Genomic DNA, 23,684 nt, shown 5'->3' on the forward strand with positions numbered 1-23,684 from the left:
GGGAAGGGGCGGGGAAGAGTCAGGAAGCGTCGTCACTTCGTGAAGACGAGACTGACGTTGTGCCCGCCGAACCCGAACGAGTTGGCCAGTGCGGCCGACCACCGGCCGGTGCGCCGTTCACCGCGCACCACGTCCAGTTCCACGCGCGGATCGAGCTCGTCGAGGTTGCGCGTGGCCGGTACCGTGCCGTCCCTGAGCGCGAGCAGGGCGGCCATGGCCCCCATCGCTCCGGACGCGCCCATCATGTGACCGGTCATCGACTTCGTCGCCGTCACCGCCGCGTGGTCGCCGATCACTTGGCCGATCGCCTCGGCCTCCGCCAGGTCGCCGGACTCCGTCGAGGTGGCATGGGCGTGCACGACCCCGATGTCCGCCGGGGCCAGGCCGGCGTCGCGCAACGCCAGTTGCATGGCGAAGACCTGGCCCTCCGCGTCGGAGGCCGTGATGTGGTCCGCGCTCGAACTCACGGCGCCGCCGGCCAGCGTGCCGTGGGCGCGTGCGCCGCGGGCCCGGGCGAACCCGGCGCGTTCGAGCACCATCATCCCCGCGCCCTCGCCCATGACGAACCCGGACCGCTCGACGTCGAACGGGCGGGACACGGCCTCCGGGTCCGTGCACCGCGTCGACAAGGCCTTCATCTGGGCGAACGCCGCGATGGTGAAGGGATGCAGGCACGCCTCCACCCCACCTGCGACGACCACGTCCGCCCGGCCGCCGCGGATCAGGTCCTGCCCCACGGCGAGGGCCTCCGCCCCGGAGGCGCAGGCGCTCACCACGGTCCGGGCGCCCCCCTTCGCGCCCAGGTCCATGCTCACCCAGGCAGCCGGCCCGTTCGGCATGAGCATGGGGACCGCGAACGGCGACAGCCGGCGGGCCCCGGCGCGTTCGAAGACGTCGTCCTGTTCCAGCGTGGTGATGACGCCGCCGGTCCCCGTACCGATGACGACGGCGAGCCGCTCGGGCTCGACCTGCGGGGCACCGGCGTCCTCCCACGCCTCCCGCGCGCTGAGGACGGCGACCTGCTCGCAGCGGTCCAGCTTCCTGGCCCGGGGCCTCGGCAGCAGGGTGGCGGGGTCCACCGTGAGCCCGGCCGCGACGTGCACGGGCAGGTCGGCGGCCCACTCCTCGTCCAGGAAACGCACCCCCGACTTGCCGTCCAGCAGCCCCGACCACGATGACGGCGCATCGGCTCCCAGTGGCGTCATCGCACCGACGCCCGTCACCAGCACCCGGTCATTATCAGTCATGCGAGCCCCTTGGATTGTATGAATGCTACATAACGCTCGACTTGCTCTCTCGGGGATCATGGCAGCATTCAAAGGGTTGGGTGGTAGAGAGGCCGACCGATTTGAGGGCGAGAGATTATAGGGTCTCGACAAATACCAGTGATCTATTTGTTAGGACATAAGGACGTACGGAGCTAGCATGGGCTGGGACATACTTGCATCCGTCGGCAGCAGTCCCAGGAGGGGTGACGTGGAGCCGTTCACGAAGTTGATCACCATCGACCGGGGCAGTCCCGTACCGCTGTACTTCCAGGTCGCGCAGCAGTTGCAGGAACTCATCGAGACCGGGGTGCTGCCCCCCGGCACGCGCCTGAGCAATGAGATCGCCATGGCGGACGGGCTCGGCCTCTCCCGCCCGACCATGCGCCAGGCCATGCAGCACCTCGTCGACAAGGGGCTCCTGGCCCGCAAGCGCGGGGTCGGCACCCAGGTGGTCACCAACCGCATCCGCCGCCAGGTCGAGCTCACCAGCCTCCACGAGGACCTCGAACGGGACGGGCGCCGGCCGCGCACCGAGGTCCTCTCCCTGGCGACCGTCCCGGCCGACCGCGACGTCGCCGCCGCGCTGCGGGTGGACGAGGGGGCGGACGTGGTGGCCGTCGAGCGCCTGCGGTTCGCCGACGACGAACCCATCGCCCTGCTCCGCAACCACCTTCCGGCCGGTCTGCTGGAGCTGACCGGGGAGGCGCTCGCCCACAACGGCCTGTACCAGCTGATCCGCCGGTCCGGTACCGACCTGAGGAGCGCCACGCAGACCATCGGTGCGCGCCGTGCCACCGCAGCCGAGGCCCGGCTCCTCGACGAGGCGCGCGGTGCGACCCTGCTGACCATGACCCGTACCGCGTACGACGGTTCGGGCAGCCCGGTCGAGCGCGGCTCCCATCTGTACCGCGCCTCGCGGTACTCGTTCGAGATGACGGTCGCCGCCCACTGACCGGCACCGGCCGTATGCCTCTTGCCGACGGGCGGGCCGTACATCCGTACGAAGTCGGGGCGCCTGCACGGGTGGGACATTCGGCACGGGGTGGGACAACCCGCATGGGGTGGGATGTGCCCACGGGGATGCCCGTCCCCTTCCCGCCGTCCCGCCACCTGGGACCACGTCCCAGCAGGTCGGGGCGTGGGCCGTCCCGTGAGGACGTCATCTCCGCGGCGACTGTGGCGGCCCCCGCCTCCCCTCCCGCAGTCTCGATGTCGAGCCGGCCGGTGCGGTCGGCTCACTCAGGACCCGAAGGGGGAGAGCACATGAACATGACCAGGAAGCTCGCAGCCGTGGCCGGGGGCGTCGCGCTGACCGGCGGTCTGCTGGTCGGGACCGCAGGTTCCGCCGGTGCGTCACCGGTCACTCCGCAGGCGGCGGCGGACTGCCCGTCCGGCTACTTCTGCGTCTGGTCCGGGCAGAACTACACCGGCCACCGGCAGCAGGTCGCGGGCAAGAACGCGGACCTGACCAAGTACTCGGTCTTCCTGAGCTTCAAGTCGTGGTACAACCACGGCGCTTCCTGCAACTTCAAGTGGTACTCGGGGAAGAACTACAGCGGCTCCAGCGGGATCATCCCGAAGGGGTACAAGAAGTCCGACAGCGTGTCCCACTACATGAAGTCCAACACCTGGTCCTGCTGACAGGCGGCCAGTGATCGGTGACCGGTGACCGGTGGCCGGTCGGACACAGGAGGGCGGCACCCCGTCGGGGTGCCGCCCTCGGGCCGTCACCGGGGCCGGTGAGGAATCCGGCTCACTCGCTCAGCAGCCGGGCGACCTCGTCCTGGCCGCGCCGGCGGGCGTGCTGGAGTGCGGTCATGCCGGTCCCGTCCTCGATTTCGGGGTCGGCGCCCGCGTCCAGGAGCAGCTTCACGGTCTTCTGGTGGTCGGCGCCGCCGTCGCCGAGGATGACGGCCTCCAACAGGGCGGTCCAGCCGAGGTCGTTGACGTGGTCGACGTCGACGTCGATGTCCGGGTTGGTGGTGACCTCCCGGATGTAGGCGACGTGACCGTGCTCGCCGGCCGGGATGAGGGAGGTGCCGCCGTACCGGTTGACGATGGTGTAGTCCGGGTCGGCCGCCGCGAGGGTCCGGGCCATGGCGGCGCTGCCGGTCACCCCCGTCACCAGCCACGGTGTGTCGTGCTGCTGGTCCAGTGCGTTCGGGTCGGCACCGGCGTCGACGAGGATCCGGGCGGCCCCGACGTGGTCGCCGGTGGCCGCCAGCAGGAGCGGGGTGCGGTCGTTCTCGTCGCGGGCCTCCAGGCCGGCGCCCCGCTCGATCGCCGCGCGCACCGCGTCGGCGTCACCGGAGCGCGCCGCTTCGAGCAGCGCCCGGTCGGCGGCCGACCGGGCGGGCGTGCCGGTGGGGGACAGGGTGCCGGTCCTGGCGGCCGAGGGCTTCTGCCCGGTGGCGCCGTCGGGCTGGGCACCGCACGCGGACGCGAGCGCGGCCAGGCCGACGAGCGGGGCGAACAGGAGGGCGGCGCGTCGTGTCGGGGGCATGGTTCCTCTCTCGGCTGGTCGAGGGGCGGGGGCGGCGGTCGGGATCGGGGTTGCGGGCAGGGGAGTCGGGACGGTGAAGGTCTCGCACCGTCCATGTTCGACGCGGCGAGAGGGTGGCGGCGTCGCTGAACCGGCTGGAGACGCGCAGGCATCGGGACGACACCGGTGTCGTCCGTTCGGACGATGCGCGACGTACCCCCGTACCGGCCCGATGAGAACAACCCGGAACCCGCTTCGTATACCAATGTGAGTGATATCGAGAATGAATGCGGAAGAAAGTGGAGCTACAGGGCGGCTGCATCCTGGAACCCTTGTTCCGTATCGTCGTTTCGTATACAAACTGGGTTCCGGTTCGCATCGAGCGACCGGGGCGATCCGGCGGCCCGCCACGCGGCACCGCCCCCACCGCCCCACCTCAGGCCGAAGGAGCCCTCATGACACCCCCTCCCTCCCCGATGTCCCGACGCGGTGTCCTCGCCGGTGCCGCCTCCCTGGCCGGTGCCGGTGTCGCCATGTCCGCGGGCGTGTCGCCGGCCGCGGCCGACTCCCGCGGTGCGCACCGCGACGCGGTGGTCTTCCGCAACGTACGGCCCCTGGGCGCGGCGAAGCCGGTGGACCTCACGGTCGTCGACGGCCGCGTCACGCGTGACCGGGCGCCCAGGGGCGCCAAGGTGATCGACGGCGGCGGCCGCATCGCCCTGCCGTCCCTGGTCGACGCGCACATCCACCCCGACAAGACGACATGGGGCGGTGAGTGGGTGTCGCGCAAGCCGGCCGACACCATCGAGGAACTCGCCCAGCAGGACGCGGAGTTGTTCCGCAGCCAGCGCCGCCCGGTGGCCGAGCGGGCGTACGCGCTGATGTCGCACGCCGTGACCCGCGGCACGCGCGCCATGCGGGCGCACGCCGACATCGCCCCGGCCTACGGCCTGGCCTCCGTGGAAGGCGTGGGGCAGGCGCGCGAACGGCTCAAGCACGCGCTCGACGTCCAGATCGTGGCCTTCCCGCAGCACGGCGTCATCCGCACCCCCGGTACCGCGGAGCTGCTGAAGGAGGCCGCCCGCAGCGGACTCGTCGACATGGTCGGCGGGCTCGACCCGATCAGCTTCGACCACGCCATGGACGAGCAGCTGGACCTGCTCTTCGGTCTCGCGGACCAGTACGGCGTCGGCGTCGACATCCACCTCCACGACCGGGGCGAGACGGGCCTGACGGTGCTGCGGGCCATCATCGACCGCACCCGGGTGCTGTCGCTGAAGGGCAAGGTGACCGTCAGCCACGTCTTCTGCCTGCCCGGCCTCTCCGCCGCCGAACTGGCCAGGACGGCCGCGGACCTGAGCGAGCTGGACATCGCCCTGACCACCGTGGCGCCGAGCGCGTCGCTGGTCCTGCCGATCGAGAAGCTGCGCGAGCACGGCGTACGGGTCGGACTCGGCTCCGACGGGGTCCGAGACTCCTGGAGCCCCTTCGGCAACGCGGACATGTTCCACCGGACCCACCTGCTCGGCTGGGTCACGGACGTGCGCCTCGACAAGGAACTGAACGCCTGTTACGAGGCCGGTGCGCACGGCGGATCCGACGTCATGCGGCTGCCCCGCGCCGACCTCTCCCCGGGCTCGCCGGCCGACTTCGTCCTGCTGCGCGCCGAGTGCCTGCCGCAGGTCGTGGTGGACATGCCCGCCCGCGACATGGTGGTGCACGGCGGCCGGGTGGTCGCCCGCGACGGCCGACTGGTCTGAGGACCCTCCTTCCCGCCCCGACGGCGTCCCGTCGCCCCGCCTCGCGCATAGGGTGACGGGACGCCCGGCGACCGCGCGGCCCCGAGCCGCGCCCACCCCGGGACAGGGCAGGAAGGCACAGGGAGGACGGCACACGTGACGGCAGGCACCGGCCGGAAGGAAGACGGGGACGGGGAACGGCCGTCCGCGCCGACGACGCGCACCCCGCTGAGCGAGGTCGCGCGCCGGGCCGTCAGGGAACGCATCATCGACGGCAGCTACGCCCAGGGCGCCCGGGTCGTGGAACGCGAGATCGCCGAGGACCTCCGGATGTCACGGGTACCGGTGCGGGAGGCGCTGCGGGCCCTGGTGGAGGAAGGACTGCTCGACCTGCTGCCGCACAGCGGGGTGCGGGTGCGCCGGCTGGAGCGCGCCGACGTGGAGCACCTGTACGACGTGTGGGAGCCCCTGGCCATCCAGGCGTCCCGCCTCGCGGCCCGCCGGGTGGCCCTCGCGGGTCCCGGCATCATGGCGGACCTGCGGGCCGTACTGGAACGGGCGGAGGCCGCGGCCGCCGCCGGGGACCGGACCCGGGAGAACGACGCCGGCACCGCCTTCCACGACGAGATCGTGGCCCTCGCCGACAACCCGTTGCTCGCCCAGCTCATGCAGCGGCTGAGCGGCCAGCTGCGGCTGCTGTTCGGCCTGAACACGGAACCCGCGCCCATGCGCGCGCAGCACGGCGAGATGTACGAGCGCATCGCCGCCGGGGACGCCGACGCCGCGGGGGCGATCACCCTCCTCCACGTTCGCAGGAGCCGGGAACTCGCCCTGCGCGCGGTGACCGGCACGGCCGCCCCCGCACCGGCCGCGGAGCCGGGACCGCGCCCCTGACCGGCGGTACGGCCTGCTGCGCCGGCCGGCCGCCGGGACGGCCCTCCGTGCCGGCGTACGTCCCGGGGAGTGTCGCGAGTCGGTGACGGGACGGTCATGACCGCCCGACTTCGGGCCGGGGCGGGCGGGAGCTGTCGCAGAGTGGTCCCACAGCTTCCCGCCGGGCCCACGGGAACACGGACGGGCCCCTGTCGAAAGGTGCACAGACCATGCGCTCGATCCGCGGCGCCAAGTCCCTGCTGATCGCGACCGCGCTCGCCGCCGGGGTGTCACTCCTGACGGCGTGCCAGGGGGACGAATCCGCTACGGGGACGCCCGGTTCGGCGGAGACCTCGGCGGGGACTTCGCAGAACCCTTCCGCCGCCGCGGACGGCGTGAGCGGAACGCTCGGGCCGGGCACGGTCTCGTACCTGACGCCGGGCAAGTACTCCATACACGTGTCCGGCGAGAGCCGGCCGTTCGCCGTCTCCGAGAAGACCGAGATCCGCGGCGCCGGAACCATCTGCGGCGAGCCGGCCCCGGAGGCGACCGGCCGCTGCACCCAGGACGACCTGGAACGGGCGGGCGAGGGCGGGGTGTTCGCGACGGTCGTACTGGAGAAGGGCGTCGCCACACGGATCACCGAGGTGGACAACCCGGACAAGTCCTCGGGCGAGGACGACGGCCCCACGGCCGAGAGGTGACCGACGCCCCGAGAACCGCGGCGCCGCCCCGATCGGTCAGCCCGAGTCCGGGTCGGAGTCCGGGTCCGGGGCTGATGCCGAGGCCAGCATGTCGAGGTGGTCCGCCACCGGTCCCAGCGTGATCAGACCGCTGCCCGCCCCGCCCTGCTCGGGCGCGGCGGGGGCGAGTTCCGCCCGCGCCCGCGCCATCACGTCCCGGTCGCCGACGGCGACGGCGGCGCGTGCGATCAGACACCACATGGCCTCGGACATCAGGTCGCGCGGCGGTGCCGGGGCGGCCCGCAGCGCCTCGGCGGCCTCCTCGACCCGCCCCTCGCCCACCAGGAGCACCGGGCGCACCCAGGGCTCGTACGGTCCCCAGTCGGCATCGTGGTCCGCGACGACCGGCTGTCCGTGCCGCAGGCGCACGCTCAGCAGCGCCAACGGCAGCAGGCCGCCGCGCAGTCCGGGCATCCCCGAACCGGGCAGGCACCGCGCGGCCTCCTCGTAGGCGGTCAGGGCCGCGGCCGGCGGTTCGGTCATCGCGGTCCGCAGCGCCCGGTACCAGGTGGTGAAGACGGACACCAGCGGCAGACCGTGCCGGGCGGCCAGGGCGTCGGCCGCCGCCGCGTGCCGGTCGGCCCCGGCCAGGTCCGCCACCGCGGACCGGGCCTGGAGCCGGACGAGATGGCCGAGCACCTCGTACCTGACCAGCTGGTGGCGTGCCGACAGGGCCACCAGCTCCGCCCCGACGGCATCCCGGCGGCCGGCCAGCCCGGTCCGCCGGAACGTCTGCATGAAGGTGCCGTTCAGGGCGAAGGCGAGCAGCGAGGCGTCGTCGAGCCGACGGGCGATCTCCTCCGCCCGCCGGGCCGCCAGGAGGGGCCGGGCCGCGGCTTCGGACACCGACCCGCCCCCCGTTCCTTCCAGCGGCCCTTCCACCGGGCCGGACACCGGTTCAAACACCGGCCCGTCCGTCGGCAGGACGCCCCGTGACTCCACGGCGACGGTCGCCAGCAGTCGGCAGCGCGTCGCGTCGTGGCCCCCGGACGGCAGCAGCCGCAGGGTTCGTTCCGCCGCCCCCACCAGCCACCGCGCCTGCTCCGGGTCGTCGGACCGGGTCCAGACGGCCGGTACGTCGTACAGCCCGATGACGCGCGCCGTCAGCTCGGGGTCGCCCAGCTGCTCCGCGGCGGCCACGGCCGCGACCCGGTGCTGCCGCGCCGACTCCAGCCCGCCCCCGCCCGTGACCGCCAGGTCCCGCATCAGACCGGCCGTCGACTCCAGCCGGGTACGGGCCCGGGCGGCCAGGGAACTCTCGTACGCGGCGGTCGCCCGGCTCCACACCAGGTCCACCGCGGACGGGGCGTCGGGGTCCAGATGACCGGCGTGCCGCAGCACGTCCTCCTCCAGCCGCCGCAGCCGCGGCCCGGGGTCCACCCCCAGGTGCTCGTGCAGCATGCCGCGAGCCCGCCGCAGGACGGACAGCGCGTCGGCCTGCCGGGCGGAGCGGTACAGCGCCAGCGCGAGCAGCCGCCAGCCCTCCTCCCGCCACGGGTGCTCCGCCACGTGCGCGTCCAGATCCGGCACGGCACCGGCCGCGTCGCCCAGGCCGATGCGGGCCTCCGCCCGCCGCTCGACGGCGTGCAGGCGCAACTCGGTCAGCCGGGAGCGCTCCGTGCGCAGCCAGCGTTCGTCGCCGAAGTCCGCGAAGGCGGGGCCGCGCCACCAGCCCAGCGCCTCGCCGAGGCGGTCGGCCACCCGGTCCGGCCCGGCGTCGCCCAGCCCGTCCAGCACGGCCTCGAACCGCCACGCGTCGACATCGTCCTTCGGGACCCGCAGGGCGTATCCGGGCCCCTCCGTGACCAGCAGCCGGGGCGGGGTCCTGGGCGGCCGGTCCGGCTCGACGGCCCGGCGCAGATCGCCGACGAAGGTGCGCACGGCGCCCACGGCATCGGCCGGGGGCTCGTCCCACAGGTCCTCCACCAGCCGCGCCACCGGCACGACCCGACGGTGGGCGACGAGGAGCCTGGCCAGGACCGCGCGGTGCCTGGGGCCCTTGAGCGGGAGCGGGTCCCCCGCCCCGTTCCGGGCGATCACCGCCCCGAGCACCCCGAATTCCACACGCACCCTCGTCGCCCTTCCTTTCCACCCGTGGGAGCAGCCCCGTGGGAGCAGCCCTGCCGAAGCAGCCCTGCCGGAGCCGTCCCAACCTACAAGCGCTGATCCGTTGCTGATCGGAGCCCCGCAGGGTGGAGGCACCGGGCGGGCGGTCCCCGCCGCCGAGGCCCGGGAAGGATTCGCTCGGAGCAAGGAGAAGCACCATGGACCGCACCGTTCCGGGGTTCGCGTACCGACGGACCCGGGTGGACGAGGGCGTCGAGCTCAATGTCGCCGTCGGCGGCAGCGGGCCGCCCGTCGTTCTGCTGCACGGCTTCCCGCAGACCCACCTGATGTGGCGGCACGTGGCCGCGGACCTCGCGGCCGACCACACGGTCATCTGCCCCGACCTGCGCGGCTACGGCGACAGCGACAAGCCCCGGGAACAGGGGCCCGACACCTACTCCAAGCGGACCATGGCGGCCGACGTCGTCGCGCTCGCCCGGAGTCTGGGGCACGAACGGTTCGCACTGGCGGGGCACGACCGGGGCGCCCTGGTGGCGTTCCGCGCCGGACTCGACCACCCGGCCGCCGTCACCCACCTGGCCTGCCTGGACGTCCTCCCCACCCTGGACATGTGGGAGGCACTGCACGGCACGACGGCCGCCGTCGGCTTCCACCTGTACCTGATGGCCCAGCCGCCCGGCCTGCCCGAGACGATGATCGGGGCGAGCGCCGACGCGTTCTTCTCCCACTTCCTCGACGGCTGGACCGACGACCCCGACGCCCTGCCGGCCGACATCCGCGAGGCATACCTGGGGGCCTGCCGGAACGCGGTGCCGTCCATCGTCGCGGACTACCGGGCCTCCGCCGGCATCGACGTGGAGCACGACAGGGCCGACCGCGCGGCCGGGAGGCGGCTCACGATGCCGGTCTCGGTCCTCCAGCAGGACTGGGGCGCCGCGCTCGGGTACGAGGCCGCCGAGCTGTGGGGCGCCTGGGCCGCGGACCTGGAACACACCACCGTCTCGTGCGGTCACTTCATGGCGGAGGAGGCCCCGGCCGACATCGTGAAGGCACTGCGCGACCTGCTGGCCCGTCGTCCCGGCGGGAACGGGTGAAGGGCCGAACGGTCGAACGGAGGGACGGGTGAAGAAGGCCGAAGGGCTCAGGGGGCGGTGAACGCTCCGTCGACGAGGACCGGGGCGATTCCGCAGGCGTCCAGCTCCGTCGCGACGGCGACGTCGTCGGCGTAACCGATGCCGATGAGTTCGCGTCCCGAGGCGCAGTCCGCGACGGCGGCGCCGATGTCCTGCGTCCCGTCGAACACCGCGGCCGCCATGGCGGCCTCCGGCGAGATCCGGTCCCGGCCGTGCCGGCGCAGCGCGGCGATCACGGCCCCGGCGCCGAGCAGGTCCTCAAGGGCGGGCCTGAGACCGCCGTCGGGCCGGCGCTCGCCCGAGGCGATCACCGCGACGGGCCTCTCGACCGTCCCGTAGCCGCTGTCGGCCAGCCACCGGCCGACAGCGGTCGCGTTCCGCAGCGACCCGGCGACCACGGTCGAGCCCCCGGCCGTCGCGGCGATGGTGGAGCCGTTGGGCGAGGGGAGCACCAGCCGGGGAACGACGGGAGCGCGGCGCAGCGCCGCCGGGGACAGCGACCACGGCGAGGACTCGGTGACCATGCTCCGGCCCACGGCCAGACGGGCTCCCACCTCGTCGGCGAGGGCCGCCGCGGTCTCGTCGCGCCGGTGGTGGGGAAACACCCTGGTCCCTGATTCCACCGCGACCGTCACCGATGTGGTGAACGACAGCACGTCGACGACGACCAGACAAGCGGCGTCCTCCGCCAGGAGGGCCGCCCCGTCGGGGCCCCATTCGAACCGCACGCCGTGGCCCGCCTGTATGAACCAGTCACCCATGACCGAAGATCATGCCAGCATCCGGCGCGGCGCGACGCGGTGCGCACCGCGCGGGCAGGCCGGGGACGCGATGGAAGCGGGGCCAAGGATGCGATAGAAAGGGGAACTTGACGAGCAGTCGGACACGCACCGGGGTGGACGCTTTCTGTCGCCCGACCGGGCGCCGGGAGCAGCGGCCCCGCGGCCGGGGCCCGGAGGAAGAACCCTTCGGGACGGGGCCGGAACCTATTACGGCGTAATAACCAGGACCTGTTACGGCGCGATGGGGAACATGGCACCGGCGAGGGGCGATCCGGGCGGAAACGGCCGGTCTCCCGTCGCGCGGACGACGGTGCCGACCGCCGTTCCCGCGTTCCCCGGTCCCGGGAGACGCGTCGATACTGCTACTGCCACTTGCAGCACATACGGCTCGCGGTGGACCTCTTCCACCCGGCGAGACATTTCACAGCGGAAGGCCAAACACGGTGACGACCGTCGCATACCAAGGTGAGCCCGGGTCCAACTCGGCGACCGCTGCCCGCGTCCTGTACCCCGAGGGGCGCGAGCTGGCCTGCACGAGCTTCGAGCAGGCCCTGGACGCCGTGACGTTCGGCATGGCCGACGTGGCGGTGATCCCGGTGGACAACTCCGCGGCCGGACGCGTCGCGGACGTGCACCAACTGCTGCCCGAGTCGGGCCTGTTCGTCATCGCCGAGTACTTCCTCGCCATCCGCTTCGACCTCATGGGCGTTCCCGGCGCGACGCCCGACGGGGTGGAGTACGTACGCAGCCATGTGCACGCCCTGGGGCAGTGCCGGAAGGTCCTGCGCGAGGGCGGCTGGCGCACCCTCGTGAGCGACGACACGGCGGGGGCGGCCCGTGAGGTGGCGGAGCTGGGCGACCCGCGGCACGCGGCGCTCGCCCCGCCGGCCGCCGCGGAACTCTACGGCCTGGAGGTGCTGCGGTCGCAGGTCGAGGACGACCCGGAGAACACCACACGGTTCGTCGTCCTCTCACGGGATTCCGTCCTCGCGCCGAACACCGGCGAACCGACGATGACCAGCCTCTTCTTCAGCGTGCGGAACATCCCCAGCGCCCTGTTCAAGGCGCTCGGCGGATTCGCGAGCAGCGGGGTGAACCTCACCAAGATCGAGAGCTACCAGATGGGCGCCGGGCTGAACGCCAGTCGCTTCTACGTCGAGATCGAGGGACACCCCGACGAGTCCCGTGTCGAACTCGCCCTGCACGAGCTGCGTTTCTTCTCGTCCGAGGTGCGCATCCTCGGCGTGTACCCGGCCCACCCGCACCGCCGCAGGGAGCACATCGGCTGAGCGGCGGAGCGAGCGCCGCCGTACGGAAAATCCCGTTGCTCCCACCGGGCCGGGCAGCCTACGGTCCGGATCATGCTGCCCCCGGTGGAAACGAATGAGGAATGGGACGCGGTCGTCCTCGACGAGACGGTGATGCGGCCCGGGGCGGAGGATCTCTGCGCGCGCCTCGGGCTGGCCGGTGAACCGCTGACCCGGTTCCCCGAGGGATCGCAGCCGGTCTACGCGGTGGGCGACGAACACGTCCTCAAACTGTTCCCGGGCGCCGCCGCGCGGGACGGGGTCACCGAGGGCCGCGTCCTGTCCCACCTCCAGGGGCGGCTGCCCATGGAGACGCCGCGGGTGCGCGAGGCCGGGACGTACGAGAACGGCTGGCGGTACGTCCTGATGTCCCGGCTCCGCGGCGAGAACCTGGCCCATGCCTGGGACCGGGTGCCGCAGGCCGACCGCGAACGGCTCGTCGCCGAAATCGGCGAGGCCCTCGCGGTCCTGCACTCCCTCGACCCCGGCCCCCTCGCGGACCTCCTCGGCCCCGGCGACTGGGGTGCCTTCGTGGACCGGCGGCGCGACGAAACCGTGGAACAGCAGCGCGGACACGGGCTGGCGGCCGAGTGGCTGGAGCAGATCCCGGAGTTCCTCGCCTCGACCCCGCTGCCCCGCGATCCGCATCGTTCCCTGCTGCACACCGAGGTCATGCGGCAGCACTTCCTGGTCGATCCCGACGGATGGCGCCTGACCGGACTCTTCGACTTCGAACCGGCCATGATCGGGGACCGCGCGTACGACTTCGTCGGGGTCGGCGTGTTCGTCACCCGGGGCGAACCGGGACTGCTCGCCCGGCTCACGGGCGCGTACGGCCACACTTTCGAACCGGACCGGCTCCTCGCGTGCACGTTGCTGCACGTGTACAGCAACCTCCCCTGGTACCTGCGGGAACTGGGGACACCGGAGAAGCGGACGCTGTCCTCGCTCGCCGAGGAGTGGTTCGCCACGGCGTGACGCCGACCGGGCCGTCCGCCTGAAAGGCCATCCTCCTGAACGGGCCTTTCTTCTGAACAAACCGTGCGTGGGGCCGGGCTTCGCGTATGGGGCAGTCCTGTACGCAGGGCCGGTCCGCGTACGGGTTCGGTCCGCGTACCGGTTCAGTCCGTGGCCGGGGGGCTCTCCGTCCCGGCCGTGCGGGACCAGGAGAGCCCTTCGAGCCGCTCGATGCCCTGGTTGAACTCGACGAGCAGGGTGAGGAATTGCTCGGTCCGCCGGTCCGTCCACCCCGTCGCCCCGATGAGGCGCGTGGTCCCCGCGCGACTGATGGCGCGATCGGCCTCCAGGCGCTCCAGGCCGAGTTCGGTGGGGCGGAACTTGCGGGCCAGCCCGCCGTCGGGGTCGGGGATGCGTTCCACCAGGCCGTTGCGGAGCATGGCGCTGATCTGGCGGTTGATGGTGGAGACGTCGACCTGGAAGGTGTGCGCCAGTTCCTTCAGCGTGAGCGGCTCGCCGACTTCCAGCCGGGTGAGCAGGACGTAGGCCGAGCGTTCCAGGCTCTGACCGATGCGAGGCCCCCGCGCGGCGACGAAATGCCGGGACAGCAGGGTCAGCTCCCGCTCCAGATCGCCCAGCCGACGCTCTTGCTCACTCATGCCCTCGGACCTCTTCCACCATCGGTTCCCCTCATCATCGCCCATTCCGCTTCCGGTACGAGGGCCGCGTCGCCATTTTTGTGCACAGTGCACACGGTGTGTATTGTGCATATTATGTGCACGATGCTCATCGGGCTCGGTGAGAGCGCCCCCGGTGTCCGCGCACGCGGAGAAGTGGCCTCCCGCGACTCCGTACGCACCGCTCGCTCCACGGCGGGAATCCGCCTCGAAAGGACATGGCCATGGAACGCCTCAAGGACAAGGTCGCGGTCATCACCGGCGCGGGCAGCGGCATCGGAAGGGCCGCCGCCGAGCTGATGAGTGGGCAGGGTGCCCGCGTCGTGGTCGCCGACCACGACGCGCGGAGCGCCGAGGAGACCGCCGGGATCGTCGAGGCCGCGGGCGGCCGGGCGCTGCCCGTCACCGTGGACGTCACCGACGAGGGCTCGGTCGCCGACATGGTGGCCGCGACCGTGGGGGAGTTCGGCTCCCTGCACGTCCTGTGCAACCACGTCGGCGGGACGAACCCGCGCAAGGACCTGGACCTGCTGCGCATGGACATGGACGAATTCGACCGGGCCGTCGCCCTCAACATGCGCAGCACCCTCCTGGGTTCCCGGCACGCGGTGCCCCACATGATCCGGGCCGGTGGCGGTTCCATCATCAACACGGCCTCCGTGGCCGCGCTCGTCGGTGACGTCCTGCAGACCTCCTACGGCGCGGTCAAGGCGGCGGTGGTCAGCATCACGAAGTCGATCGCCGTCCAGTACGGCCCGCAGAACGTGCGCTGCAACGCCATCGCCCCCGGCGCGGTCATGACGCCCGCCCTGGAGAACAACCTTCCCGCGGACGTCGTCGAGGCGCTGAGGAAGGGCAACGCCCTGCCGTACCTGGGTTCTCCCGAGGACATCGGCCACACCATGGTGTTCCTCGCCTCCGACGAGTCCCGCTACCTCACCGGACAACTCCTCGTCGTCGACGGCGGCATGAGCATGCAGTCCTCCGCGGCCCCCGGCCGGCGTGCCATGCTCCCCGGCTGACCCCCACGCCCCCGAGGTCCTCCCGCCGGTTTCCGGCCCCTGGTCCTGATCCCGGCTGGCAGGATCGGGGCCATGTCGAAGGATGTGTTGCTGCTCCGGGCCCGCGGGCTGTGGGAGAACCTGGCCGGGGTGCCCGTGTCGTTCGCACCCGCGGGCGGCGTGGACGTGGTGGTCTCCCCGTCATCGGGGCTGTGCCCGGCCGGTTGGGCCGGGGTGGTGGCCCTGGGCGGCTCGGTGATCGTGACCGTACCGACCGGGGACGCCGCCGTGATCGTCCGGGAGGCGCTGGGGCGGCTGCCGGCGGGGGCCCTCGTGGACGGTGCCCGGGTCCGGGAGGCGCTGCCCGCAGCAGGGGTGCTCGGACCGGCGGCGCTGTCGTACGCGTCCCCCGAAGGTTTTCGCCCGGTGGGAACGGGCGGGCCGGTGGTGGAGCAACTGCCGTCCTGTCACCCGGAGTTGCGGCGTCTGGAACAGTCGGCCGGTGACGATGACGCCGGAGAGGCCGCGCTGGACGAGATCACATCGCCCGCTTTCGTGGTCCGCGAGCACGGCCGGGTCGTCGCTGCCGCCGGTTATCGGACCTGGCCCGGCCGGACCGCCCACATCGGCGTGCTGACCGCGCCGACGGCCCGGGGGAGGGGGCTGGCGCGGGCGACGGGTTCGGCGACGGTCGCTCATGCCCTCGCCGCAGGACTGCTGCCGCAGTGGCGTGCGCGGCTTCCCGCCTCCCGGCGCGTCGCGGGCGCGCTGGGCTTCGAGGAATTGGGCTTCCAGTTGAGCGTCGAGATCGCCGGGGACCTGCCCGGGTGATCGGGCCGGCCCGGCCGCTGGTTCAGCCGCGCCCGACCGCGACGATCAAGCGGTCGGGCAGGCGGGGGTGGCTCTCGATGCCGGGTGCGGGCGGGGGCATGGCCATGACCCTGTCCCGGGAAAAGGCAACAGCTGTGGCTACGGCAGTGACGGCTGTGCGGGCCGGACCTCGTGGCCGGAGAGGAAGAGCCGCAACGAGCACTGGTCCTCGGCCTCGACGAACACCTGCTGCCCCCAGTGGGAGGTGAGGCGGTGCGCGACGTCGATCAGCCGGCGGCGCTCCTCGGGGGAGTACGCGGGGAACCTGACCCAGCCCCGGTCGGCGATCGTGTTGCCGAGCTCGCTGAACAACACAGTCCGCGCGCGCTGCTCCTCCTCGGCGGTGAGCGGCGTGGGACCGTCCTCCGCGGGCTGCCACCGGACGTTGTACAGGTCTCGGATCACTGGTCGCTCACAGATCGCTCGGATTCGGTCGAGTTCGTTCCGCAGAGGCTACTCGACGGTGCCGCACCGCAGACCGCCCCGCTCCCGCCGCCCCGGGCACGGGGACGGCGGGCGCGAGGGCCGCGGCCACGGGGACGACCGGCACGGGGCGGCGTTGTCACAGCCGTGCTGTAGAACGCTGCTGGCGGACACCGGCAGCGGGGTGGCCGTCGCCACGACCGGCGTGCCCCGGAGCGTCGAGGACCCCGGAGGCGTCGGGAGCCGCAAGAGCACCACCCCGGGCCCGTTCCCCCGGCCGCCCGGCCCGTACGCGGCCCCACCGAACAGGCCCTCCCCGGGCCACTTGGACACCAGCAAGGGAGCGACCAGGAATGACCGACCAGGACCCCATGACCACGGTCAACTCACCCGCCGGGTACCGCGTCATCACCGTCGAGGAGGCGGAGGAACGCTTCCGGATCTCCGACGGGATCGCCCACCCGTACGCAGATTTCGCCGACGAGCAGGAGATCCGGCTGTACGAGGGCGGGCTGCACGTCGCGGGGCACCTGAAACCGGAGGGCGACCAGGACTGGATCCCGTACAACACCGTCGTGGACGGTGACCTGACCGTCGACGGCGACCTGGACTGGTGGGACTACAGCAGCGGCAACTTCCTCGTCGTGACGGGCGACCTGCGGGCCCGGAACGTGTTCCTGTCCGGCTGCCCCAACACGCTGGTGCACGGCAACCTGGAAGTGACGGGTGGCGTCTGCGGATCGTACGGGGACGACGGCGGCATCCTCACGGTGCGCGGCGGCGTCCGCGCGTCGATCGTCATCGGCATGCTGTACTTCGGCCTGCACCTTGCCGAGCAGCCGCAGGCACTTCTCGTCGCCGACACCTACCGCACCAACCACCCGGTCGACTTCACCGAGGACGAACTGGACCGCATCCTGCTGCCCGAGCTGCTGGGCGAGGACGGCGAGGCCGAGGCACGGCTGATCGAGCGCGCCATGGCCGAGGGGCGACAGATACTGCGTGCCGGGGTGCGTCCGCGCCACGTCATGGCGCTGGAGGAACTGGACCTCCTGCTGGACCGGGCCGACGAGGTCACCGAACTCGACCTCTCCGGACGCGGGCTCCGCGGCTTCCCGGAGCAATTGCTCGCCTTCCCCCGACTGCGCGTCCTGTCCCTCGCGGACAACGCCGATCTCGGCGCCCTCGACCCACGCATCGGCGAACTCACCGCCCTGGAAGAACTCGACGTGTCGGGAACGGGGCTGACCGGTCTGCCCGAATCGATCGGCGCGCTCCACGACCTCCGGGTGCTGGACGTGTCCGGGAACCGCTTCACGCAGCTCCCCGAATCCCTCGGCGCCCTCGACCGGCTGGAGGTACTGCGCGCCGCGCACCTGACCTGCCGGCTCCCCGAGTGGATCGACCGGCTGCGCTCACTGCGTGAGCTGGACCTGTCCCGGCTGAACCAGGGGCCCTACTACTGCGACACGCTGGTCCCGTTCCCCGAGGCCGTCACCCGCCTGACGGGACTGCGCTCCCTCGACCTGTCCGACACCTGGCTGGAGTCCGTCCCCGACACACTGCTGGACCTGATCGCGCTGGAGGAACTGAACCTCAACTCCTGTTCGTCCGCCCGGCTGACCCGGCTGCCCGAGCTGGCCCGGCTGCCCCGCCTGCGGGTGCTGCGGCTCAGCGGCCACACCCCGTGGACCGGACAGCCCCCGGCCTCCAGGGACCTGCTCACCGGCATCTGGGACATCACGACGCTGGAGCACCTGGAACTCGACCGCTGGGGTCAGGAGACCTTCGAGGGGGAGAAGGTGCGCACCGCGTTCAGGGCCCTGCCCGCCGACGCCTTCGCCCGTACGCCGAACCTCCGCCACATCGACCTGGCGTTCAACGAGCTCACCACCCTTCCTGAAGCCTTCTTCGCCCTGCGCCACCTGGAGACCGCGGAGCTCCGGGGCAGCGGGCTCGACCGGCCGACGCTGGACCGGCTGCGCGCGACGTTTCCCGGCGCCCGGCTCGACCTGAGGGGCACCGGGGCCAAGGAGGTCGTCCACGACCCGAACTGGCAGGCCGTGCACGCCCTGGTCAAGGAAGGCTCCGCCAAGGGGGGCGAGGAGGCGGTCGCCGCCTACGAGAAGGCCATCGCGCTCTGCGTGCCGGGCGCGTGCTACTCCGATCACGACCAGCTCTACGCCCACTACGCCCTGGTCGACGTCCTGGGCGGGCTCGCCGACAACGCACCGGACGCCGACCGCCCCGCCCTGGACGCCGAACTCGTCCGGTACGCCGAACGGACCATGGCCCTGCTGCCCGACACGATCTTGCACTTCACCGACGAGGGCGCCTTCCAGGAGGAGGTCAGGCGCCGCACCGGCAACGCCCTGGCCTGGCACCTGCTGCGCATCGGCGAACCGGAGCGTGCGCTGGCCGCCGTGGAACAGGCGCTGGTCGAGGCCGAGGGACCGTCGCACGACTTCATCCACGACACCCGGATCCGTATCCTGCTCGCCCTCGGCCGCACCGACGACGCCTACCGGGTGGCCGACCAGGTCCTCACCCGCGACCCCGGCTTCGAGGACCTCGCCGACCTCGCGAACCTGCCCGAGTTCCAGCGGTGGCGGCAGGCCCAGCGTCTCGACAGGGCACTCGGAGACAGCCGCTGACCCCCGGCCCCCGGACCCCGCGCACCGGGAGAAACATTCACGAGGCGAGCGTCAGCCCCGTCACCTTCCCGCGGTTCCCGCCATCGCTCGGCCGGCCGTGATCCGCGGCGCGCGCACGGCGCTCAGACCCCCGTGGTGGAGCCGGGGCGCACGATCATCAGCACGACGACGACCGCCCACAACAGGTTGAAGACGCCCGTGATCATGGCCAGCCGCGCCGCCGCCGACCGCGTCGCCGCCGCGGTCGCGGTGACACCCCCGGCATCGGCACCGGCCCCGCCCCCGGCACCGATCCCGGGGGCGGTGTTCGCTTCTGCGGGACGGGCCAGCAGCCGCCCCTGTCCGGGCAGGATCACCAGCAACAGCAGGGCCGCCGCGGCGGCGGTCAGCACGACCGATGCCAGCAGCCAGGCGTCGGTCAGGACACCGAGCCGGGCGCCGGTGGCGGCCCCGAAGACCGGGACGGCGACGCCGAGAACGGTGTACCCCCGGCACACCCGGTGCAGGAGCGCCGCGGTGCGGACGTTCTGACCCTCCGGACCGCCGCCCTCGGCGTCCGGTTCCCGGATGAAGCGGGGGAACATCGAGGCCGCGACGGTGATCGGCCCGATCGCCAGGATCGCCGCCAGAACATGCACCGAGAGCAGGAGTTCGGTCATCGGAACCCTTCCGGATCGCCTGTCGATGGATTGCCCACCAACGAATTGCCACCAATGGATTGCCATCAACGGATTGCAACCGATGGGTTGCTCACCAATGGATTGGCTGTCTACCTATAGGTAGCACGCCCGTGCGCGCTTTGGGTAGGCTGCCTGACCATGAAGGCGAGTGCGGTACGCGGGCATCTGGACGGGCTTCTGCTGTCCGTGCTGGAATCCGGCCCGCTGCACGGTTACGCGGTCATCACCGCGGTTCAGGAGCGCAGCAACGGCGTGCTGGAATTGCGCAAGGGCACCATCTACCCCGCCCTCAACAAGCTGGAACGGCTCGGACTGCTGCGCAGTGTCTGGGAGTCCGAGGGCGAACGCCGTCGGCGCTGCTACGAACTCACCGACGCCGGCCGCCGCAGCCTGGCGGCGGAGCGGTCGGTGTGGAAGGAGTTCACGGCCGCCATCGGCGCCGTGCTGGAACCGGCCCCGGGCCCCGGACACGCGACGTGAGGACGCCGGGCGGTGACGCCGATCCCATCGAGTCCCGTGTCGCGGAACTGGCCGCGGCGCTCCACGGCCCCGCCCGGGTCAAGTCCCGGATGGTGACGGAGTTCCGCGAGGGGCTCGTGGACGCCGCCTCGGACCTTTCGCAGGGGCCCGAATCCGCCCGCGAGGCCGCCCGCCGGGCGGTGCACGAGTTCGGCACCGTGGCCGAGATCGCGCCGAGCTTCCAGCGGGAACTCACCATCGTCCAGGCCCGCCACACCGCCCGCACGGTCGCGTTGATCGCCCCTCTGCTGCTCATGTGCTGGTATCCGGCGCGAGCGTGGGGCGACTCCATGGGGCATCGACTGCCCGACCCGGTCCCGCTGCTGATCGCCCACCTGGGCGGCGTCGCGGTCTCGGCCTCGCTCCTGGCGGCGGCGGCCCTCGGTGTCACCGGCGCCCTCGCGCGCCGGTTTCCCACCCCGCACCGGCTGCCGCTCGTCGTCGCCTGGACCGCGACCACCACGGCGGTGACCCTGGGGGCAGGCGCCCTCACGCTCGCCCTTGCCTCGGTGCTCGCGACGGACTGGCCGTCGAGTCTGGTCGCGGGCGTGGTGGTCATCGTCTTCCACGCCAAGGTCGCCGCTTCGGCGCGAGCCTGTCGCGAGTGCGCCCGGCTGTCCGTCGCCGTCCCCTGCTGAGGTTCCGGCAGGAACACGGCACCTCGGCAGGGGTGTTCGGTCGGTTGCGGGTGCCGACGGGATTCGAACCCGTGGACGGTGGGGGGGCAGGCCCGCCCTGATCCCCGTCAGTCGGTGTGGGAGGGCCTTGCCCGCACCGATCGCAATGGGCCGCTCTGCCACAGCCCCGCAACCTGCGGGAACTGCGCAGTCCCGCTCCGGGAAGCGTAGAGGGACGGACCCGGCGGGGGCGAACCCTTTTGCGGGGCGTCCCCGCCGGGGCCGGGACCGGTCGCAGTGGGCCGGTCGCCGGGTGCCGGGCCGGACGTCACTCCTCGGCGGGAACGCTGCCGCGCACGGCCCCGGTGGCCCCGCTCGCCAGCATGGCCACCAGCCCGTTCACCTGCTCGCGCGGGTCCGGCGCGCCGGGCCAACCGGTCATCAGGAGATGGTGAACGGCTCCGACCAGCGCGAGCGCGACAGCGGCCGTGTCGGTGCCCTTCGCGATGCGGCCGAGGCGCTGTTCGGCGTCCAGGTAGCGTGCGATCGCCTCCTGCACGGCCGAGAACCCCGGTGCCCCGCCCTCCAGTTCCTGGCGTATCCGGAGGGCGGCGGCCGGGCGCGTCATGGCCAGACCGGCGATCACGGGGCCACCGGATTCGAACAGCGCGGTCGCGACGCCCATGAGGTTCGCCGCCACCGTGTCCGAGCCCGCCAGGCCGGGCAACTCCTCGGCCAGCCGCGCGGTGCGCGCGAACCTGTCCAGGCACAGCTCGGCGACGAACTCGTCCAGCCCGGCGAAACGGGCGTGCAGCATGCCTTTGGCGCAGCCCGCCTCGGTGGTGATCGCCCGGCTGGTCAGGGCGCCCGGCCCGTCCCGTTCCAGTACGCGTTCCGCGGCGGCGAACAGCCGCTCCCTGACGTCGGGCATCGCCACTCCACGCGGTGACATGAGCCCCTCCCGATGTTGTCGCCGTCCGCCCCGGCCGTTTTGGGGATTGCCGGTATGGGCGTGTGCCCATACCGTATGGGCGCACGCCCATCATAGGCTCGCCCACCGGCGCCCGACAGGAAGGCATCCGATGCGCAACGTCGTCAACACCGAACAGGCTCAGGCGTGGAACGGCTACGAAGGCATGTACTGGGCCCGCAACCAGGACCGTTGGGACGCCGTGAACGCGGGCTTCGACCAGCCGTTGCTCACCGCCGCGGCCATCGGCGGCCACGACCGGGTGCTCGACGTCGGATGCGGATCGGGGCGGACGACGCGGCTCGCCGCGCGCCGGGCGGTGAACGGACGGGCCCTCGGCATCGACCTGTCGGGCCCCATGCTCGAACGCGCCCGTGCGAGCGCCGAGCGGGAGGGCCTCGGCAACGTGGCGTTCGAGCACGCGGACGCCCAGGTCCACCCCTTCGGACCCGGCACCTTCGACGCGGCGGTCAGCCGTTACGGGGTGATGTTCTTCGCCGACCCCACGGCCGCGTTCGCCAACATCGGAAGCGCCCTGCGCCCCGGCGGCCGACTGGCGTTCGTCTGCGCCGCGGACGCCGTCCTCAACGGGTGGGTGCGGGCCATGGCGGCGCTGCGGGACCACCTGCCCCTCGGGGACTTCGGGGCGCCGGGACGCCCCGGGATGTTCTCCCTGGCGGACCCGGACCGCATCCGCGAGGTGCTGTCCGGAGCCGGTTTCGTACGCACGGCTCTGCGACGGGTCGAGGCGTACGGGGACTGGGGGCGGAACGCCGAGGAAGCGGCGGCCTTCCTCCTGGGCACCGGACCGGGGCGCCATCTGACCGGTCAGGTGTCCGAGGAAACCCGGGACCGCGCCCGCGAAGCACTGGAGGAGCACCTGCGCGACCACGAGGAGAACGGGTCGGTCCGCCTGCTCAGCACCGCCTGGCTGGTCACCGCGACCCGCCCCGAATGACCGCCCCCGCTCCCGGCCGGGAGCCGGGGCGGACGCGTACGACCGACAACGGGGGCCGGGGCGCGGACCGCGTCGGCCGCCGCGGTGACCGGGCCGGAGCCGCCGGGGCGGGGCCGCCCGGCCGCGTGGGCACCGAGCGCCACCGCCTGCGGGCGGCAGGCGCGGGCGCTCAGTCCGGTCGGGTCGTGGCGTACGCCTCGATGGCGTCCCGCTGGTACGCGGCCAGGCCCGGCGCGATCGACTCGTACGCCGCACGCCACTGCTCGTTGTCCACGCAGGAGCGCCCGATCGCGCGGTACTCCTCGGCGGAGACCGCCCGGAGCCCGGTCAGCGCCCGGTACTGGGCGTCGATCTCGGCCTGCACCGGGGAGGCGTCGGCGGGCACGCCCGCGACCAGCAGCTCGGCCAGCCGGATCATCTGCGCCGTGCGCTCGCGGTGCCCGGTCTCGATCCGGTCCTCGCTCATCGTCGAGGTGTACCGCGCGATGTCCTCGGCCAGCCCGGGGAAGTCCCGCAGGCTCTCCCCGTACTGGGCGGGCCGGATGCCCTCGAAGAGGTTCTCGGGTCGGTTGATGGTGGTCATGGCTCTGTCGTCCTTCCTGGACTGCTCCAGTTCGGCGATCGTGCGGGAGACGGTGTCGGCCAGGGCGCCGAGCCGGTCGCGCTCGGCGAGCAGGCGACGGTGGTGACCTCGCAGGGCCTCCACCTCGTCGACCTGCTCGGCCAGGATCTCGCCGATCCCGGGCAGTCCCAGGCCCAGTGCCCGCAGCACGAGGATCTGCTGCAACCGCAGCAACTGGCCCTCCTCGTAGTAGCGGTGGCCGTTGGCGCCGATCCATGCGGGCGGCAGCAGCCCGATCTCGTCGTAGTGCCGCAGGGTCCGGGCCGTCACGCCCGACATCCGGGCGACCTCCGCGGTGGACCAGGCCATCGCTGCCTCCGTCTCCCTCACGAGTGCTTCGCC

General features: G+C 72.7%; 23 protein-coding genes. 14 read left to right on the forward strand and 9 right to left on the reverse strand.

What is annotated here, in order from left to right; translation table 11 throughout:
• Window positions 1-32: 32 nt before the first annotated feature.
• Window positions 33-1,247, reverse strand: coding sequence for a beta-ketoacyl-[acyl-carrier-protein] synthase family protein (locus ACFYW1_RS17410; protein WP_388993008.1), 1,215 nt, complete (start codon window positions 1,245-1,247; stop codon window positions 33-35).
• 229 nt (window positions 1,248-1,476) lie between these two features.
• Here ACFYW1_RS17410 and ACFYW1_RS17415 point away from each other — a divergent pair, with 229 nt between their 5' ends.
• Both ACFYW1_RS17415 and ACFYW1_RS17420 read left to right on the forward strand, forming a co-directional pair.
• Window positions 1,477-2,220, forward strand: a complete 744-nt coding sequence (locus tag ACFYW1_RS17415; protein ID WP_388993011.1) for a GntR family transcriptional regulator — start codon at window positions 1,477-1,479, stop codon at window positions 2,218-2,220.
• Window positions 2,221-2,531: 311 nt separating this feature from the next.
• Window positions 2,532-2,909 (forward strand): peptidase inhibitor family I36 protein, encoded by a 378-nt coding sequence (locus ACFYW1_RS17420; protein WP_388993014.1) that lies wholly within the window; start codon window positions 2,532-2,534, stop codon window positions 2,907-2,909.
• A gap of 112 nt (window positions 2,910-3,021) precedes the next feature.
• Here ACFYW1_RS17420 and ACFYW1_RS17425 read toward each other — a convergent pair whose 3' ends face one another.
• Window positions 3,022-3,642: an ankyrin repeat domain-containing protein gene (locus ACFYW1_RS17425; protein WP_388993392.1), complete on the reverse strand. Its 621-nt coding sequence runs from the start codon at window positions 3,640-3,642 to the stop codon at window positions 3,022-3,024.
• A gap of 563 nt (window positions 3,643-4,205) precedes the next feature.
• On the opposite strand from ACFYW1_RS17425, the gene ACFYW1_RS17430 reads away from it, so the two are divergent.
• The 3 genes from ACFYW1_RS17430 to ACFYW1_RS17440 all read left to right on the forward strand — a co-directional run bounded on the left by ACFYW1_RS17430 (window position 4,206) and on the right by ACFYW1_RS17440 (window position 7,066).
• The gene (locus ACFYW1_RS17430) at window positions 4,206-5,510 is read left to right on the forward strand and encodes an amidohydrolase family protein (protein WP_388993017.1); all 1,305 of its coding nucleotides are present in this window, start codon (window positions 4,206-4,208) and stop codon (window positions 5,508-5,510) included.
• A gap of 135 nt (window positions 5,511-5,645) precedes the next feature.
• The gene (locus tag ACFYW1_RS17435) at window positions 5,646-6,383 is read left to right on the forward strand and encodes a GntR family transcriptional regulator (RefSeq protein ID WP_388993020.1); all 738 of its coding nucleotides are present in this window, start codon (window positions 5,646-5,648) and stop codon (window positions 6,381-6,383) included.
• Between the two features lie 209 nt (window positions 6,384-6,592).
• The gene (locus ACFYW1_RS17440; RefSeq protein ID WP_388993023.1) at window positions 6,593-7,066 is read left to right on the forward strand and encodes a hypothetical protein; all 474 of its coding nucleotides are present in this window, start codon (window positions 6,593-6,595) and stop codon (window positions 7,064-7,066) included.
• Window positions 7,067-7,102: 36 nt separating this feature from the next.
• Here the strand turns inward: ACFYW1_RS17440 and ACFYW1_RS17445 are convergent, their stop codons facing one another.
• Window positions 7,103-9,175, reverse strand: coding sequence for a BTAD domain-containing putative transcriptional regulator (locus ACFYW1_RS17445; RefSeq protein ID WP_388993027.1), 2,073 nt, complete (start codon window positions 9,173-9,175; stop codon window positions 7,103-7,105).
• Window positions 9,176-9,369: 194 nt separating this feature from the next.
• On the opposite strand from ACFYW1_RS17445, the gene ACFYW1_RS17450 reads away from it, so the two are divergent.
• Entirely contained in the window at window positions 9,370-10,266 is an 897-nt protein-coding gene (locus ACFYW1_RS17450) for an alpha/beta fold hydrolase (protein ID WP_388993031.1), read from the forward strand.
• A 47-nt stretch (window positions 10,267-10,313) separates the two neighbouring features.
• Here ACFYW1_RS17450 and ACFYW1_RS17455 read toward each other — a convergent pair whose 3' ends face one another.
• A complete protein-coding gene (locus ACFYW1_RS17455; RefSeq protein WP_388993034.1) occupies window positions 10,314-11,066 on the reverse strand; it encodes a 2-phosphosulfolactate phosphatase in 753 nt (250 codons plus the stop codon).
• Between the two features lie 464 nt (window positions 11,067-11,530).
• On the opposite strand from ACFYW1_RS17455, the gene ACFYW1_RS17460 reads away from it, so the two are divergent.
• Together ACFYW1_RS17460 and ACFYW1_RS17465 are read left to right on the forward strand one after the other, a co-directional pair.
• Complete coding sequence (locus ACFYW1_RS17460; protein WP_388993037.1) at window positions 11,531-12,376, forward strand: prephenate dehydratase; 846 nt, start codon at window positions 11,531-11,533, stop codon at window positions 12,374-12,376.
• A gap of 72 nt (window positions 12,377-12,448) precedes the next feature.
• Window positions 12,449-13,372, forward strand: coding sequence for a phosphotransferase family protein (locus ACFYW1_RS17465; RefSeq protein ID WP_388993040.1), 924 nt, complete (start codon window positions 12,449-12,451; stop codon window positions 13,370-13,372).
• 143 nt (window positions 13,373-13,515) lie between these two features.
• Here the strand turns inward: ACFYW1_RS17465 and ACFYW1_RS17470 are convergent, their stop codons facing one another.
• Window positions 13,516-14,010: a MarR family winged helix-turn-helix transcriptional regulator gene (locus tag ACFYW1_RS17470; RefSeq protein ID WP_388993042.1), complete on the reverse strand. Its 495-nt coding sequence runs from the start codon at window positions 14,008-14,010 to the stop codon at window positions 13,516-13,518.
• 242 nt (window positions 14,011-14,252) lie between these two features.
• Between ACFYW1_RS17470 and ACFYW1_RS17475 the strand changes: the two genes are divergently transcribed.
• Window positions 14,253-15,050 carry an SDR family NAD(P)-dependent oxidoreductase gene (locus tag ACFYW1_RS17475; protein WP_356933429.1) on the forward strand — a complete coding sequence of 266 codons (798 nt, stop codon included), beginning with the start codon at window positions 14,253-14,255 and terminating at the stop codon, window positions 15,048-15,050.
• Between the two features lie 72 nt (window positions 15,051-15,122).
• The gene (locus ACFYW1_RS17480) at window positions 15,123-15,860 is read left to right on the forward strand and encodes a GNAT family N-acetyltransferase (RefSeq protein ID WP_388993046.1); all 738 of its coding nucleotides are present in this window, start codon (window positions 15,123-15,125) and stop codon (window positions 15,858-15,860) included.
• 138 nt (window positions 15,861-15,998) lie between these two features.
• On the opposite strand, the gene ACFYW1_RS17485 is transcribed toward ACFYW1_RS17480, so the two are convergent.
• The gene (locus tag ACFYW1_RS17485) at window positions 15,999-16,304 is read right to left on the reverse strand and encodes a hypothetical protein (RefSeq protein ID WP_388993049.1); all 306 of its coding nucleotides are present in this window, start codon (window positions 16,302-16,304) and stop codon (window positions 15,999-16,001) included.
• A 371-nt stretch (window positions 16,305-16,675) separates the two neighbouring features.
• Here ACFYW1_RS17485 and ACFYW1_RS17490 point away from each other — a divergent pair, with 371 nt between their 5' ends.
• Window positions 16,676-18,976, forward strand: a complete 2,301-nt coding sequence (locus tag ACFYW1_RS17490) for a hypothetical protein (protein WP_388993052.1) — start codon at window positions 16,676-16,678, stop codon at window positions 18,974-18,976.
• Window positions 18,977-19,098: 122 nt separating this feature from the next.
• Here the strand turns inward: ACFYW1_RS17490 and ACFYW1_RS17495 are convergent, their stop codons facing one another.
• Window positions 19,099-19,635: a hypothetical protein gene (locus ACFYW1_RS17495; protein WP_388993055.1), complete on the reverse strand. Its 537-nt coding sequence runs from the start codon at window positions 19,633-19,635 to the stop codon at window positions 19,099-19,101.
• A 159-nt stretch (window positions 19,636-19,794) separates the two neighbouring features.
• Between ACFYW1_RS17495 and ACFYW1_RS17500 the strand changes: the two genes are divergently transcribed.
• Both ACFYW1_RS17500 and ACFYW1_RS17505 read left to right on the forward strand, forming a co-directional pair.
• Complete coding sequence (locus tag ACFYW1_RS17500; protein ID WP_388993058.1) at window positions 19,795-20,136, forward strand: helix-turn-helix transcriptional regulator; 342 nt, start codon at window positions 19,795-19,797, stop codon at window positions 20,134-20,136.
• On the forward strand, window positions 20,133-20,813 hold the full coding sequence (locus ACFYW1_RS17505; protein ID WP_388993061.1) for a permease prefix domain 1-containing protein: 681 nt from the start codon (window positions 20,133-20,135) through the stop codon (window positions 20,811-20,813). Before ACFYW1_RS17500 ends, ACFYW1_RS17505 begins: the two co-directional genes overlap by 4 nt.
• Before the next feature lie 307 nt (window positions 20,814-21,120).
• On the opposite strand, the gene ACFYW1_RS17510 is transcribed toward ACFYW1_RS17505, so the two are convergent.
• Window positions 21,121-21,744 (reverse strand): TetR family transcriptional regulator, encoded by a 624-nt coding sequence (locus ACFYW1_RS17510; protein ID WP_388993064.1) that lies wholly within the window; start codon window positions 21,742-21,744, stop codon window positions 21,121-21,123.
• 130 nt (window positions 21,745-21,874) lie between these two features.
• On the opposite strand from ACFYW1_RS17510, the gene ACFYW1_RS17515 reads away from it, so the two are divergent.
• Entirely contained in the window at window positions 21,875-22,720 is an 846-nt protein-coding gene (locus tag ACFYW1_RS17515; RefSeq protein WP_388993067.1) for a class I SAM-dependent methyltransferase, read from the forward strand.
• 169 nt (window positions 22,721-22,889) lie between these two features.
• On the opposite strand, the gene ACFYW1_RS17520 is transcribed toward ACFYW1_RS17515, so the two are convergent.
• Window positions 22,890-23,651, reverse strand: coding sequence for a MerR family transcriptional regulator (locus ACFYW1_RS17520; protein ID WP_388993070.1), 762 nt, complete (start codon window positions 23,649-23,651; stop codon window positions 22,890-22,892).
• Window positions 23,652-23,684 lie beyond the last annotated feature (33 nt).

It is taken from the genome of Streptomyces sp. NPDC002669 (assembly GCF_042889165.1).
Lineage (GTDB): Bacteria > Actinomycetota > Actinomycetes > Streptomycetales > Streptomycetaceae > Streptomyces.

What these genes read in the sequence shown, in the direction of transcription:
- ACFYW1_RS17410 (WP_388993008.1), bottom strand. Translation starts at nt 1,247, where the DNA reads ATGACTGATAATGACCGGGTGCTGGTGACGGGCGTCGGTGCGATGACG.
- ACFYW1_RS17420 (WP_388993014.1), top strand. Translation starts at nt 2,532, where the DNA reads ATGAACATGACCAGGAAGCTCGCAGCCGTGGCCGGGGGCGTCGCGCTG.
- ACFYW1_RS17430 (WP_388993017.1), top strand. Translation starts at nt 4,206, where the DNA reads ATGACACCCCCTCCCTCCCCGATGTCCCGACGCGGTGTCCTCGCCGGT.
- ACFYW1_RS17440 (WP_388993023.1), top strand. Translation starts at nt 6,593, where the DNA reads ATGCGCTCGATCCGCGGCGCCAAGTCCCTGCTGATCGCGACCGCGCTC.
- ACFYW1_RS17450 (WP_388993031.1), top strand. Translation starts at nt 9,370, where the DNA reads ATGGACCGCACCGTTCCGGGGTTCGCGTACCGACGGACCCGGGTGGAC.
- ACFYW1_RS17455 (WP_388993034.1), bottom strand. Translation starts at nt 11,066, where the DNA reads ATGGGTGACTGGTTCATACAGGCGGGCCACGGCGTGCGGTTCGAATGG.
- ACFYW1_RS17465 (WP_388993040.1), top strand. Translation starts at nt 12,449, where the DNA reads ATGCTGCCCCCGGTGGAAACGAATGAGGAATGGGACGCGGTCGTCCTC.
- ACFYW1_RS17470 (WP_388993042.1), bottom strand. Translation starts at nt 14,010, where the DNA reads ATGAGTGAGCAAGAGCGTCGGCTGGGCGATCTGGAGCGGGAGCTGACC.
- ACFYW1_RS17475 (WP_356933429.1), top strand. Translation starts at nt 14,253, where the DNA reads ATGGAACGCCTCAAGGACAAGGTCGCGGTCATCACCGGCGCGGGCAGC.
- ACFYW1_RS17480 (WP_388993046.1), top strand. Translation starts at nt 15,123, where the DNA reads ATGTCGAAGGATGTGTTGCTGCTCCGGGCCCGCGGGCTGTGGGAGAAC.
- ACFYW1_RS17490 (WP_388993052.1), top strand. Translation starts at nt 16,676, where the DNA reads ATGACCGACCAGGACCCCATGACCACGGTCAACTCACCCGCCGGGTAC.
- ACFYW1_RS17495 (WP_388993055.1), bottom strand. Translation starts at nt 19,635, where the DNA reads ATGACCGAACTCCTGCTCTCGGTGCATGTTCTGGCGGCGATCCTGGCG.
- ACFYW1_RS17500 (WP_388993058.1), top strand. Translation starts at nt 19,795, where the DNA reads ATGAAGGCGAGTGCGGTACGCGGGCATCTGGACGGGCTTCTGCTGTCC.
- ACFYW1_RS17510 (WP_388993064.1), bottom strand. Translation starts at nt 21,744, where the DNA reads ATGTCACCGCGTGGAGTGGCGATGCCCGACGTCAGGGAGCGGCTGTTC.
- ACFYW1_RS17515 (WP_388993067.1), top strand. Translation starts at nt 21,875, where the DNA reads ATGCGCAACGTCGTCAACACCGAACAGGCTCAGGCGTGGAACGGCTAC.
- ACFYW1_RS17520 (WP_388993070.1), bottom strand. Translation starts at nt 23,651, where the DNA reads ATGGCCTGGTCCACCGCGGAGGTCGCCCGGATGTCGGGCGTGACGGCC.